9 protein-coding genes and 2 tRNA genes are annotated in these 13,555 nt (G+C 44.6%); 8 read left to right on the forward strand and 3 right to left on the reverse strand.

Translation table 11 applies throughout. The features are described from left to right. Nucleotides 1–137 precede the first annotated feature (137 nt). The 6 genes from DUN60_RS19695 (at nucleotide 138) to DUN60_RS19720 (ending at nucleotide 8,347) form a co-directional block, all read left to right on the forward strand. Complete coding sequence (locus DUN60_RS19695; RefSeq protein WP_114635173.1) at nucleotides 138–602, forward strand: hypothetical protein; 465 nt, start codon at nucleotides 138–140, stop codon at nucleotides 600–602. 99 nt (nucleotides 603–701) lie between these two features. Beyond that, nucleotides 702–2,153, forward strand: coding sequence for a TolC family protein (locus DUN60_RS19700; protein WP_114635175.1), 1,452 nt, complete (start codon nucleotides 702–704; stop codon nucleotides 2,151–2,153). Nucleotides 2,154–2,156: 3 nt separating this feature from the next. Further along, nucleotides 2,157–3,896, forward strand: coding sequence for an efflux RND transporter periplasmic adaptor subunit (locus tag DUN60_RS19705; RefSeq protein ID WP_114635177.1), 1,740 nt, complete (start codon nucleotides 2,157–2,159; stop codon nucleotides 3,894–3,896). Further along, nucleotides 3,893–7,036, forward strand: coding sequence for an efflux RND transporter permease subunit (locus tag DUN60_RS19710; protein WP_114635179.1), 3,144 nt, complete (start codon nucleotides 3,893–3,895; stop codon nucleotides 7,034–7,036). Before DUN60_RS19705 ends, DUN60_RS19710 begins: the two co-directional genes overlap by 4 nt. A gap of 107 nt (nucleotides 7,037–7,143) precedes the next feature. Beyond that, nucleotides 7,144–7,749: a copper-resistant cuproprotein CopI gene (gene copI, locus DUN60_RS19715; RefSeq protein ID WP_114635181.1), complete on the forward strand. Its 606-nt coding sequence runs from the start codon at nucleotides 7,144–7,146 to the stop codon at nucleotides 7,747–7,749. Between the two features lie 112 nt (nucleotides 7,750–7,861). Then, nucleotides 7,862–8,347 carry a hypothetical protein gene (locus DUN60_RS19720; RefSeq protein WP_114635183.1) on the forward strand — a complete coding sequence of 162 codons (486 nt, stop codon included), beginning with the start codon at nucleotides 7,862–7,864 and terminating at the stop codon, nucleotides 8,345–8,347. Nucleotides 8,348–8,508: 161 nt separating this feature from the next. On the opposite strand, the gene DUN60_RS19725 is transcribed toward DUN60_RS19720, so the two are convergent. Further along, nucleotides 8,509–8,766 carry a hypothetical protein gene (locus DUN60_RS19725; RefSeq protein ID WP_016788617.1) on the reverse strand — a complete coding sequence of 86 codons (258 nt, stop codon included), beginning with the start codon at nucleotides 8,764–8,766 and terminating at the stop codon, nucleotides 8,509–8,511. Between the two features lie 298 nt (nucleotides 8,767–9,064). Here DUN60_RS19725 and DUN60_RS19730 point away from each other — a divergent pair, with 298 nt between their 5' ends. Next, on the forward strand, nucleotides 9,065–11,347 hold the full coding sequence (locus DUN60_RS19730; RefSeq protein WP_114635185.1) for a glycoside hydrolase family 9 protein: 2,283 nt from the start codon (nucleotides 9,065–9,067) through the stop codon (nucleotides 11,345–11,347). Between the two features lie 179 nt (nucleotides 11,348–11,526). Here the strand turns inward: DUN60_RS19730 and DUN60_RS19735 are convergent. Next, nucleotides 11,527–11,601 (reverse strand) — tRNA-Gly (locus DUN60_RS19735). Between the two features lie 38 nt (nucleotides 11,602–11,639). Next, nucleotides 11,640–11,714: transfer RNA gene (locus tag DUN60_RS19740), tRNA-Gly, on the reverse strand. Nucleotides 11,715–12,239: 525 nt separating this feature from the next. Between DUN60_RS19740 and DUN60_RS19745 the strand changes: the two genes are divergently transcribed. Next, nucleotides 12,240–13,403 (forward strand): threonine/serine exporter family protein, encoded by a 1,164-nt coding sequence (locus DUN60_RS19745; RefSeq protein WP_017058966.1) that lies wholly within the window; start codon nucleotides 12,240–12,242, stop codon nucleotides 13,401–13,403. Nucleotides 13,404–13,555 lie beyond the last annotated feature (152 nt).

Raw genomic sequence — 13,555 nt, forward strand, 5'->3', positions numbered from 1 at the left:
AAAGTCGAAGAATTATCTCATTTTGATGAAAGAGAGGATGAATACTTTTTCAACGGTCAGATAAATATCGGCACAATGGCATTGACCTTACCCTAAGGGTAACGTTTATAGTTGCGGTGTAAATTCAAAGGTAAACTATGACAAACACATTCCGAAAAACTTGGATTATTGTTTTCAGCATCATTGCGATGTTGATGTCTAGCTATGCCTCAAGCTCCTCAGCCTTTATGACTGAAGTAATGATGATGGAAATGGGGTCGAGCAAATCGGCTTGTTACCACAGCGGTACTTCGGTTAATGATTCAATGGCAGGGTGTCATGTGATGAGTGAAAAAGTACACGCTGAAGACTCTAACATGAGTGCCCATGCTTTGATGGCTCAATGCGATATGTCTTCAATGAGCGAAGACGGCAGTTCGATGATGGGTAACCATTGTTCGAGTGCCGATTGCTGTGCCTCAATGTGTTCTGCAAGTCCCTATCCAATTCAGGCTGTTCAAGCCGTTGATCAACTTTCCTTTTCATTAGCTCGTTTTCAATCGGTCACGATTGGCCAGAAAGTCGCACGTGCTCAATCTTTGTTACGCCCGCCCACTGCATAAATCTATATCTAAAAATACAGCTCTATCAGTTAGATAAATCTGATAAGCCATTCTTTTTTATGCGCTAATTAGCGCTAGATATGGACATTCATTGTGAATATGAAACCAACAACCTATGTGTTTGTTATGAACACGAGCTTAGTGGTTGCTGCTGCCTTGCCTATGGCCTTGTTTTCAAGTGCTACGCTCGCGGCTAACACTGCGTCAGCTTCAAATGCTCAACACATTTCAGCATATGACCAAGCAAGCTCGACGCAGCAACTCAATACACTGATTGAGATTGCTTTAAGCGAAGATGGAAATCGCAAACAGTACTTTGCTCAGTCTCAAGCGATGCGAGAAACGGGCATTGCCAACGCGACCTTAATGGACCCGAAATTAAAAGTTGGATTTGGCGGTTTGCCTGTCGATAGCTTTCAATTCGACGAAGACCCGATGACTAATATATCGGTAGGGGTGATGCAGCAGTTTGAGCGTGGCGATACGCTTAACCTCCAACAGAAAAAGGCAGGCCAACAGGCTGATGCTTTAGCTTTGCAGGTGCAAGCAAGAGAATTGACGGTTGCGAATAGCATGACGCAGCTTTGGCTTGAGTTAGGTTATCAACAAAAAGCTGAGTCGGTGATTCGTCAAAATCGTCGTTTGTTGGTTGAGCTTGAAAATTATGTACAAACCAATTACTCGATTGGTAAAAGTGAAGCACAAGATCTGCTTAATGCTCAGCTTCAAGTGAGCAAGCTTGATGAGAAACTTCAGGCAAACCAACAGGTTCAACGCCGTTTAATCTCTCAGTTTTCTGAATGGTTGGGTTCTGATTGGCTAGGCTCTCAGGTTCTTGATTCTCAGGGCACACTGAATGCAACTAACCAAATCGATTGGTCATTGTTAGAAAGCAAATTAGAGACCAATACCGATTCAACCAAGCACTACCAGCTACTGACTGACCATCCTTTGGTTAAGATCTCCGATGTCAGTATTTCTTCTAATCAAACTCAGGTTGAGTTAGCCGAGCAAGCTTATACCCCGCAGTTTGGGGTAGAAGTGATGTATGCGCACCGCCAAGCCAATAACATGGCGGGTGAACCTGCTTCTGATTTGGTGAGTGCTTATCTGACAGTCGACATTCCGCTGTTTACGGGGAATCGACAAGATAAAAACTTATCGGCTGCTCAGTATCAAGTTGGTGCGGCTAAATCTCAAAAAGACACCTTACTTTCCCAAATGAACGCGCAAGTGAACGCATTGCTGGTGGACAGATCAAATCTGATCCAGCGATTAGATCGCTATCAAACGTCCTTGCTTCCTCAAACCGCAGCCCGAATCAGCGCGGTTGAAAGGGGTTATCAAAACAATACCGCTCAGTTTAACGATGTCATTTTAGCAACGACCGATGAGCTAGCGCTTAAGTTAGAGCAACAACGTTTGATCACCGATCTCAACATCGTTAACAGCAAACTGGCGGCGTTAGTCAGTGGTTTTGAATACCAAGTAAACCAACCACAACTCAACTCAAGCGCAACTCAACACAACAGCCAATCAATAAAGGAATAGACAATGAATACAGTAAAAGTAGCGACTATCGCTTTGTTGGTCGGTGGTGCATTGGGTTTTGGTGTGAATCACTTTGTCGTTGGGTCAGCACATAACATGTCAGCGATGGCAACGAGTACAGACGCCGAAGTAAGTAAACAAACCAAGGATGAGCCTCTGTACTGGGTGGCTCCGATGGACCCAAATTATCAGCGAGACAAACCGGGGCAGTCACCAATGGGGATGGATTTAATTCCTGTTTATGCGGATGACTCAAGTGCGGGAGCAGACAAGGCGGGAACTGTGTATATCGACCCGTCGGTAGAAAATAATCTTGGTGTCAAAACAGCAAAAGTTAACTTTGAAGCGTTGTCTCCTCGGATTGAAACCGTGGGTTACGTGGCGTTTGATGAAAGTACATTGTGGCAAACCAACGTAAGAGCAGCTGGCTGGGTTGAGAAGCTTTATATCAATGCTGTCGGTGAGAAGGTCAATCAGGGCGATGTGTTGTTCACTCTTTACTCTCCAGAGCTGGTTAAGGCACAAGAAGAGTTACTTAGTGCATACAAAACGGGTCGCAAAGGGTTGGTCAAGGGCTCCACTGAACGCTTGATCACCTTGGGTGTCGATAAAGCTCAGATTCGTTCGATCACTCGCCGAGGTAAAGCCTCGCAAACCATAAAAATTAAAGCACCTGCAGATGGCGTTATCGCTAGCCTCAATATTCGTGAGGGTGGTTATCTTTCGCCTGCGCAAGCGGTAATCAGCGCAGGCCCTCTAGACGAGGTGTGGGTTGATGCCGAAGTGTTTGAGCGCCAAGCTCACTGGATCTCATCGGGCAGTAATGCAGAGATGACACTTGATGCGATTCCGGGCAAAGAGTGGCAGGGCAACGTTGATTATGTGTATCCAATTCTTGACCCGAAAACTCGAACTTTACGCGTTCGTTTGAAGTTCTCGAATCCTAATGGCGAGCTAAAACCGAACATGTTCGCCAATATTGCGTTGAAGCCAATAAGTGATGAATCTGTTCTTACTATCCCAAGATCGTCGGTGATTCATTCTGGTGGTATGACACGAGTAGTGTTGTCCGAAGGTGAGGGCAAATACCGTTCAGCACGCATTGAAGTCGGGCGTGAAGCTGACGAGAAAATCGAGGTGTTGCAAGGGCTTGAACAAGGTGAACATATCGTGACTTCTGCGCACTTTATGTTGGACTCTGAATCGAGCCAATCGGCTGATCTGTCACGTATCAATGGTGTTGAGGAAGAAGCTGAAACCGTATGGGCAAACGGTGAAATTTCCGATGTTATGAAAGGCAGTCGCATGGTGACGATTAACCATCAGCCTGTTCCTGAATGGGATTGGCCGGGCATGGTGATGAATTTCACCTTTGCGGAAGGCTTGGATATGAGTGACGTGCAACGTGGTAAGGCGATTGATTTTGAGATGAGAAAGACAGAGTCAGGGCAGTACGAGGTTGTTAATTACAAGGTCAACAAACACAAGATCGCTGGCGAAGTTTGGGTAACAGGTGACATCACTATGTTGATGGCAGATTTTGGCATGATCACCGTAAAACATCAGCCAGTCCTTGAGTGGAATTGGAAGGCGGGTGAAATGAACTTCCAAGTAAGTGATGACCTTGATTTATCCGAGTTTACCGAGGGTCAAAGCATTCGGTTTCTAGTGGCGAAGCAAGGTTCTGATTATGTGCTCAAATCTCTCGAACCGACGAATAGCACGGGTGAGGGCACATTATGATCAATGCAATCATTCGTTGGTCCATCAGTAACCGATTCTTGGTTCTGGTTGCCACTGTAGCCATCGTATTTGGCGGCTTATACAGCGTTAAAAATACGCCCGTCGATGCTATCCCAGATCTTTCTGATGTCCAGGTGATCATCAAAACCAGCTATCCGGGGCAAGCGCCTCAAGTAGTCGAAGATCAGGTGACCTATCCGCTCACAACGGCGATGTTAGCCGTTCCGGGTGCAGAAACGGTTCGTGGCTACTCGTTCTTTGGTGATTCCTATGTCTATATCATCTTCAATGACGATACCGATATGTACTGGGCGCGTTCACGAGTGTTGGAGTACTTAAGCCAAGTTGCACCTAACTTGCCATCGAGTGCCAAGCCAACACTAGGACCAGATGCAACTGGTGTAGGCTGGGTTTACAGCTATGTACTGCAAGACAAAACCGGTAAGCACGACTTAGCAGAGCTTCGTAGTCTGCAAGATTGGTTCTTGAAATACGAGCTGCAAACCGTAGAAGGCGTGTCTGAAGTGGCGACCGTTGGCGGCATGGTGAAGCAGTACCAAGTACAGATTGATCCTGCCAAGTTACGTGCTTACGACCTAACACTTCAGCAAGTCAACAAGGCAATCCAAGATGGTAATCAAGAAACCGGTGCGTCTGTCGTTGAAATTGCCGAAGCCGAGCACATGGTTCGTACAACCGGCTACCTCACAAGCATCGAAGACATTCAATCTCTGCCGCTAAAAGTGACCGACAAGGGTACTCCTCTGTTATTGGGCGACATTGCCGACATTAACCTTGGCCCGCAAATGCGTCGTGGTATCTCTGAACTCAATGGTGAGGGCGAAGCGGTTGGCGGCGTTATCGTGATGCGCTTTGGTGAAAATGCCAGTGAAGTGATCGACTCAGTTAAATCCAAACTCGCTAAACTGCAAGCGGGCTTACCTGATGGTGTCGAGATTGTCGCGACTTATGATCGTTCTACTTTGATTGATTCAGCCGTTGAAAACCTTTGGAAGAAGCTTGCTGAAGAGTTCATCGTGGTCGCCGTCGTGTGTGCGCTGTTCTTGTTCCATATCCGTTCGTCGTTGGTTATCGCTCTAAGTCTGCCTGTCGGTATCTTGGGTGCATTCATTGTGATGCATTGGCAGGGTATTAACGCCAACATCATGTCTCTTGGTGGAATAGCGATTGCGATTGGCGCAATGGTGGATGGTGCCATAGTAATGATCGAGAACGTTCATAAACATATTGAACGGACTCCGCTCACTGACAAAAACCGTTGGCAAGTGATTGGTAAAGCGGCAGAAGAAGTTGGCGCACCACTGTTCTTCTCGCTCATCATCATTACCTTGAGCTTTGTACCTGTGTTCGCGCTAGAAGGGCAAGAAGGCAAGATGTTCTCGCCACTTGCGTTTACCAAGACGTATGCGATGGCCGCAGCAGCCGGTTTGGCTATCACGCTTGTGCCTGTGTTAATGGGCTACTTTATTCGTGGCAACGTGTTACCTGAAAACAAGAATCCAGTTAACCGCAGTTTAGTGGCGATGTACAAGCCGCTTCTAAACTTCAGCCTAAAATATCCAAAGGTGATGATTGTTATCGCACTTGGCTTAATGGCGTCTGCCTATTACCCAACCAGCAAGCTTGGTAGTGAGTTCATTCCTCCTTTGGACGAAGGGGATTTGATGTACATGCCAACCACGTATCCGGGTATCTCAATAGGTAAGGCTCGTGAGTTGTTGCAACAAACCAACAAGCTCATCAAAACCATTCCAGAAGTCGAAACCACATGGGGCAAAATCGGACGCGCAGAAACGGCAACCGATCCTGCGCCACTGACCATGATTGAAACGGTGATTCAGCTTAAACCACGAGATGAGTGGCGTGACGGTGTCACTACAGAGTCGCTGCGTAAAGAGTTTGATGATCTGATTCAGTTCCCCGGTTTAACCAATGCTTGGGTTATGCCAATCAAAACCCGTATCGACATGTTAGCGACCGGCATTAAAACCCCAATCGGTATCAAAATCGCAGGCCCGGATCTGAGCGTAATTGAAGATATTGGTTCTCAGCTGGAACCTATCTTAAATGGTGTTCGCGGTACGGCTTCTGTGTATGCCGAACGTGTTGCTGGTGGTCGTTATGTGACGATAGACATTAAACGCCGCTCTGCTGCGCGATATGGCTTGAGCATTAAAGAAGTGCAACAGGTTATCTCGACTGCGGTTGGTGGCATGAACGTGGGTGAAACCGTTGAAGGGCTAGAACGTTACCCAATCAATGTCCGCTATCCACAAAGCTATCGTGACTCTGTCGTTAAGTTGCAGAACCTGCCGTTAGTGACACCAAACGGTGCGCGAATTGCTCTCTCTGATGTTGCTGATATTCGTTATGAAGATGGCCCACCGATGATCAAAACGGAGAACGCACGCCCTAACGGTTGGGTATTTGTCGATATCGAAGGGCGTGACCTTGGCTCTTATGTCGCAGAGGCGCAAAAAGTTGTTTCTGACCAAATCGTCTTGCCTGCCGGGTATTCACTGGCATGGTCTGGTCAATACGAATACATGGAGCGTGCCAAAGAACGTTTAAGTGTCGTAGTACCAATCACCATCGCCATCATCATGTTGTTGCTCTACCTCAGCTTCCGCCGTGTCGGTGAGGTGATGATGATCATGCTGACATTGCCACTCGCGATGGTTGGCGGCCTATGGCTAATGCATGTTCTCAATTACAACTTCTCCATTGCGGTGGGTGTGGGCTTCATCGCGCTTGCCGGGGTTGCCGTTGAGATAGGTGTGATCATGTTGGTTTACCTAAACCAAGCTTGGCACTACAAAAAGTTGGATGCAGAAGAGAACCAGCAAGCACTTCAGAGTGAAGACTTAACGGATGCGATCCGTGAAGGGGCAGGACTGCGTGTGCGCCCTGTGATGATGACTGTACTTACGGTGATTATCGGCCTAATTCCAATCATGTATGGCGAGGGTACGGGCTCTGAAGTGATGCAACGAATCGCAGCACCAATGATAGGCGGTATGGCTTCTGCGCTGTTGCTCACCCTACTGGTGTTGCCTGCAATCTTTAAGCTCTGGAAACAGCGTGAGATTACTCAGAGCCAAAACGAGACAAGTAAATAACGCACTGACTATAAGGCCCTTACTTGCGAGACAGGAGTAGGTAAGGGTGCACCACATGAACATATGAAACTAACAAATAAATAACTGAATTAATCTAAGGAACGATCATGAAAAAGACACTAATTGCTATCGCTCTAACACTGACCACTGCAACGGCTTTTGCTGAAATGGATCACTCAGCTGTTGACCATTCAAGTAAAGATCATTCAGGCATGGATCACTCGATGATGAAGAGCGGAGAAATGGATCATTCAAAAATGGATCACAGCATGATGAAGGGTGGAAAGATGGACCATTCGAAGATGATGAATATGGATGGAATGATGAACATGGAAGGTATGTCAGAAGTTGGGATGCCAGCTCAAGGCGTAAAGCCGGATAAAGTGGTTCATGTCCTACTGAGCGATGACATGAAAATCACCTTTAAGAACAAGGTCGATATAGAGCCAAATGACGTAGTGCAGTTTGTTGTGATGAATACAGGCAAGATTGATCATGAATTCTCGATTGGTTCTGCCTCAGAGCAGCTAGAGCATCGTGAAATGATGAAAAAAATGGGTAATCACGCTCATGACTCGGGCAGTACAGTCACGGTTAAGCCGGGCAAAGCGAAGCAGATGCTTTGGCATTTTCATGGTGATAATAACGTAGAGTTCGCGTGCAATATTCTTGGTCACGCTGAAGCGGGTATGGTCAAAGCATTAACGCTATAAGGTGATACACAAGCCATATCTAGTTCAAAGGGATGAGTGCTAGGTATGGCTACCTTGTTTTAGTGCTATTTAGGTATTAGCTTTAAAAGACTATAGGAATAGGAGTTTAAGGATGAATAAGACAGTTCTAGTACTTGCAGTTACGGGTGCTTTGATAACGTGGTCGACCCACAGTATTGCTGCTAAACCTGAGTGGACTGGTAAAGGTAAGCCCGATTTAGAAGAAGTAAAAACATTCGCTGAGGCAAAAAAAGTTGAAGGCGAAATGGATGATCGTGAGAAGCAGCTTGATTCGATGATCGAAGAGAAAAAGAAGAAAACGAAAAAAAGTAAGAACAAAAAAGATAAGCAGAAGTTAGATAAAGAGCTTGATGATTTAGAAGACGAGAAAGAAGCCCTCGAAGAGAGTAAAGAGAAGCTCAAAGATAAGAAAGAGAAGCTTAAAGATGATATGGATAAGGACGAAGAAAAGTCGGGATTAGAAAAGCAGAAAGACAAAAAAGCGGAACAAGAGCGTAAAGAAGAGGGGAAAGGTTCAGAAAAAGGCCAACAGCAGCGTGAGGAAAACAGCAAAAAATGGTGGAACTTCTGGGAGTAATGCGAGGGTCTTACATCACCAATTCATTTCAACCTATCAGTACAGCTTTGTGTAACGGATAAGTCATTGGTTAAACGCTGTGACCAGTTAAAGATAAGTCTCAACCTGTTCAGGAATACATGAACTAACTTGTATTGGCTGAGGCTTATCTGTAGCTAGAATCACTGTAGCAAGATAGAAGTTTCAAGCAGATGATGAGCTTCGCCACTGAGGTGTGGTAGCTCTGACATGATCTTCTTAAGCTTGTCGTCGATCGATTCCACTTCATTCAAAGAACGAAACGCAAGCACGGCCTGTTCTGGTTCGCTGCTCACATAACCTTTCAACGTATTAAGCTGAATCTTGTTCGCATTTTCAACTTTTGACAGTGCGACATTGATTGCTTCGATGTTTATTGTTAACTCATTGCTTTTAAACATTTTTAATTATTTTTGGTTGTTGCTAATACGCGCACATTAACACAACTGTTTTTTCGGATATTGACCAAGATTATTAAACCCCCACTTTTATGAAATTTGAGTTTAATGAGAAGCACTAGCACAACATCGTTTTGTCTATCCATGCAATTGATTCATGAGCTTGTTCCTTAGTGTTAAACATCACAAGAAATCATAATATTTATTTTTACGAGTCTATTTTTTGCGAATGTTAACTCTCTATTATTGAATCTATTTCGCTAGTTTCCTTGGAGATATGAAACATCTTTAAGGAATAATGATGCAAAAAGGAACGTTATCTCTCGCGGTTGTCATGATTTTATCTTCTGGAGCAACTTATGCAGAAGAGCAGATTAGGAATAGTCACTTTAAAGGCAATATGGATGGTTGGTGGAATGCTGGCGCAAATGTAGAAACAGAACATGAAGCGTGTATTGATATTAAAAACCCAGGAAAGAATTCTTGGGATATCATTTTTGGTCACAGTGGCATTGGTCTAGAGCAAGGTCAGAAATATCAGGTATCGTTCGATGCATATGCAAATATTGATACTGAGATGAAAGTCTTGATCCAACATGAAGGGCCTCCTTATACGCATTATTTTCTAAGTGACGTGGGTGTATCAACAGACAAGCAAAGCTATACGTTTGATTTTGTACAAGAACTTGATAGTGACGCCGATACAGAATTCCAGTTTCAATTAGGCGCACAGAAAACGGGTGTCATCTGTGTAGACAATGTTTCTGTCGTGGGTAAGCCATTTGTAAAAGTGGCGACTAAGATGCCTATTCGAGCCAATCAAGTAGGTTTCTTACCGAAATCTGATAAATATGTCTTTGTTGAAAACACCTCGACGACACCTTTGAAATGGACATTAGTCTCTCAATCAGGGATCAGCCTTGATCTCGGTAAAACAGAAGTATTCGGCCTGAATAAAGCGTCGGGTGAGCACATTCACCGAGTTAATCTTTCAAACTATACAGACACAATGAAAGGTTTAAAGATCGAAGTCGGCGATGATGTCAGTTATCCGTTCGATATTCGAAACGATGTTTATAGTAAGTTGAAGCTCGATGCGTTGTCTTACTTCTATCAAAATCGAAGCGGCATTGAAATAAAGCCTGAGTTCGTTCAACGTGAGGATCTTGCGAGGCCCGGTGGTCACATGTCCGACACGGCGACATGTTTTGATAAAATCGATAGTTGGGGGAATAAATGGTCTGGTTGCAACCTGACTATTGATGCGACCGGTGGTTGGTACGATGCGGGCGACCATGGTAAATACACGGTGAATAGTGGTATTTCAACTTGGACACTCCTGAATTTATTCGAGCGAGGTAAGTTCTTAGAGAACAAATCACTTCCTTTTTCAGAGAGCAAAGTAAAAATCCCTGAAGCAACCAATGGCGTTAACCCGCTGTTGTCTGAAGCTCGCTGGAACATAGAGTTCATGTTAGCGATGCAAGTTGACTCTGACACGCCTATCGCCGTTCCTGTTGGTAATCAGTCTGCGAGTAAAAACCTCAAACTTACCGAAATTAACGCGAGAGGGCTGGCATTCCACAAGATCGCAGATGAGTCTTGGACAGGCATGCCATTACCACCACATAAAGATACTCAGAAACGTTATGTTGGTTATCCCACTACTGCAGCTTCATTGAATCTGGCGGCAATCGGTGCTCAGTGCGCACGTATTTGGAAAGATATCGACAGTGATTTCTCGCAGTTATGTTTGGATTCAGCGACCAAAGCGTGGAACGCAGCCAATCAACATCAAGATATCTATGCTTACGACAACTTCACCGGTTCTGGGCCGTATGATGATATCGAATTGAGTGATGAGCGATACTGGGCTGCGGCCGAGCTCTTTATCACAACCAATGATGAGGTTTATAAAAAAGTATTGATTGATTCTCCGCACTATCTTGAAGTGCCGAAGGGGAACATTAATGCGAATGGTGATATGTATTGGCAGTATATAGCGCCTGCGGGCACCGTGAGTTTAGCCGTGGTACCTAATTCATTGGACAGCCAGGTTATTGAACAAGCACGTAAGAACATCATTAAAACGGCAGAATCTTATACCAAGCAAGTTGCCAATGAAGGCTACAACATTCCTTATACCGTCGAAGAGTATTCGTGGGGCTCAAACTCCAACCTTGTAAACCGAAGTATCTTTTTGATTTACGCTCACGATTTTTCTAATGATGTTCGATACATCAAAGCGGCGGCTAGTGCGATGGATTATATCCTCGGGGGTAACCCGATGAATATCTCTTATGTTACTGGTTATGGAACGAAACCTGCTGAGAATCCTCATCATCGATTCTGGGCTTACGCTGCTGATGAAAGTTCACCAAAACCAGCACCGGGTGCGTTAATTGGAGGCCCAAATTCGGTAAGTTTTAGTGATCCTATTGCCGCTGTGATGAAAGGCAAGTGTGTTGGACAAACGTGTTACAGCGATAATATTGGAGCTTGGACGTTGAACGAGATAACCATCAACTGGAATGCGCCGCTTGTCTGGGTCGCGTCTGCTTTAGATGAAGGACAGCTTGATTGAGGTAACCAATTAAATTAAGAATATTCAAAGAGTAATATCATTTGGTATTGCTCTTTTTTAATACAAAAAATCACACAATGAAGTGCGCAGTTTTAATTGTTTTAGGTTTTGAAGCTAAGAGGAGATGGTGAATCTAAAGAGATATTGTCACTAACGAGAATTTGAAACTAAACAGAAGTTGGAGCGTGCAGCGGGAATCGAACCCGCATCATCAGCTTGGAAGGCTGAGGTAATAGCCATTATACGATGCACGCACACTGTCTTAAGAGTAAGACTGAGGCATCAAGAAGACTGGAGCGTACAGCGGGAATCGAACCCGCATCATCAGCTTGGAAGGCTGAGGTAATAGCCATTATACGATGTACGCACATCATCTTAACGAGTTTGATAATGCCACATCTAACTGAAAACGAAACCTTTTTCTTTCATTTTTATTCTAAGTGCTCGCATAACCACCACTCCGCTAGTTTTTCAATCATATCTGGCGTTATGAGAGTGAATAAAATGTGACTAAAATCTCGTTAAAAGGAGGGCGAGAAATAATAGTAAATGTCATGCCGTTTTTTTCGATAAATCCACCTTAATTTATAAACCTGCTTTGGTGGTGCTCAGTTGTCATAAATCTAATGAAAATTAAGGTATTTGGAGTGTTAACATAAACTGATTTTTATTCGTGTTTCGGCGTTCGTTAATAACAATCTGAATGCATAAATTTAACTTATTAGTCGGTCAAAACATTCAGTAAACTAATCCCAAATGAGTAGAGTTATAGAGACTTCTAAGCCTTTGCAGAAAAAAGTAACGAGTTCAGTTGATAATTCACGCAAAAGCCTCGTCATTCCGTCTGTCGTTTGGTACATTTGCCGCACATTTTGTCTCCCCTAAAATACCCATGCCTTCTCAGTTCCGAATTAACAAAATTGTTGAAATTGGTGATACTCTTCACCGCAGTGGTTGCGCTCCGTATAAGCTTGAAAAATATACACAATATTATGCTAAAAAGCATGGTGTGGATGTGATGATCCAAGCAACGCCAACCGCGATTAATTATCAGTTTCCAGACGATAACAACGCTGTGATTCTAAAGCGTCTAAAGCCTGCTTCAATTAACCTGAGTTTGTTGGCCAATACGATCATTCGTATTAACCAACCGAGCAGTGAGCCTGTACCAGAGCCTGTCGGTTACTCTAAATTTGTGACTGCACTAGCCAATATGGGTATTCCGCCTGCGTATTTGATGCTGGTGGGCAGTACGTTGGAAGCAGTGGGCTTTTCTGCATTATTGGGTTTGATGGTTTGGGTCTGTCAGCAAGTTCTTCATTCACGTCGCGCTATCGCGGTTGAGTTCATCTCTGCATTGTTAACGGGTATCTTTGTGGCGTTTCTGGCAAGTACAGGGTTGCCGATTCCGGTGTGGGCGTTGTGTATCGCCTCGATCGTCTTGTTTGTCCCCGGGTTATCCATAGCCAACGCATTAGAATGTTTGGCGTTTAATGATCTCGTCTCTGGTACCAGTTTATTAGGGCAGAGTGCCTTAACGCTGATCAAGCTGTTTGTTGGGATTATCATGGGTCTCAATATTGGTGAAGCAATATGGGGACAAGCGGTTTCTATCGACTATACCAATGCGGTACCGATGTGGATGCACATATCAGGCTTGGTGTTGATCTCAGTATCTATCGGTGTGATGTTCAATGCGCGCCCTAAAGACATCTTGCTTGGCTTGCCAGTCGCGGTTCTGGGTATGTGGGGGCCGTTCTATCTAGGTTTTGATAGTGGTTGGGTTGTGGGTACTTGGGTTACGACGGTTCTTATTACTTTGTACGGAACTTGGATTGCCAAGAAGATGGAACTCACGGGCTCTATTTATATCGTGCAAGGCATTATCATTTTGGTTCCGGGTAGCCGAGTATTAGTGAGTGCCAGTCAGTCTGTGTTTGAACAATCGATTCTGCCTATTCCTAGTATTGGTTTGTCGGCGTTATTCATGTTCTCTGCAATCGTGGCAGGGCAAATCACCGCTTACTCGATTTACTCGCCAAAAGTAGAACGTTAATCCGTTCCGCTTCCCAAGCCTTTAAACAAACACAGCTTAACGGCTGTGTTTGTTCGTTTTAGGTGCTGTTCTTTTCTACGCTAAATTCTGCTACCGAAAATTGGTTCGATTTGTGCTCGCTAAGCCTAACAAGAGTCATTAAAATGGAACAA

The sequence above is a fragment of the Vibrio splendidus genome (assembly GCF_003345295.1).
Lineage (GTDB): Bacteria > Pseudomonadota > Gammaproteobacteria > Enterobacterales > Vibrionaceae > Vibrio > Vibrio splendidus_K.

Bases quoted from the DNA above. Each gene is read 5' to 3' on its own strand.
- DUN60_RS19745 (WP_017058966.1), top strand. From the start codon at position 12,240: ATGCCTTCTCAGTTCCGAATTAACAAAATTGTTGAAATTGGTGATACT.
- copI (WP_114635181.1), top strand. From the start codon at position 7,144: ATGAAAAAGACACTAATTGCTATCGCTCTAACACTGACCACTGCAACG.
- DUN60_RS19730 (WP_114635185.1), top strand. From the start codon at position 9,065: ATGCAAAAAGGAACGTTATCTCTCGCGGTTGTCATGATTTTATCTTCT.
- DUN60_RS19700 (WP_114635175.1), top strand. From the start codon at position 702: ATGAAACCAACAACCTATGTGTTTGTTATGAACACGAGCTTAGTGGTT.
- DUN60_RS19720 (WP_114635183.1), top strand. From the start codon at position 7,862: ATGAATAAGACAGTTCTAGTACTTGCAGTTACGGGTGCTTTGATAACG.
- DUN60_RS19725 (WP_016788617.1), bottom strand. From the start codon at position 8,766: ATGTTTAAAAGCAATGAGTTAACAATAAACATCGAAGCAATCAATGTC.
- DUN60_RS19710 (WP_114635179.1), top strand. From the start codon at position 3,893: ATGATCAATGCAATCATTCGTTGGTCCATCAGTAACCGATTCTTGGTT.
- DUN60_RS19695 (WP_114635173.1), top strand. From the start codon at position 138: ATGACAAACACATTCCGAAAAACTTGGATTATTGTTTTCAGCATCATT.
- DUN60_RS19705 (WP_114635177.1), top strand. From the start codon at position 2,157: ATGAATACAGTAAAAGTAGCGACTATCGCTTTGTTGGTCGGTGGTGCA.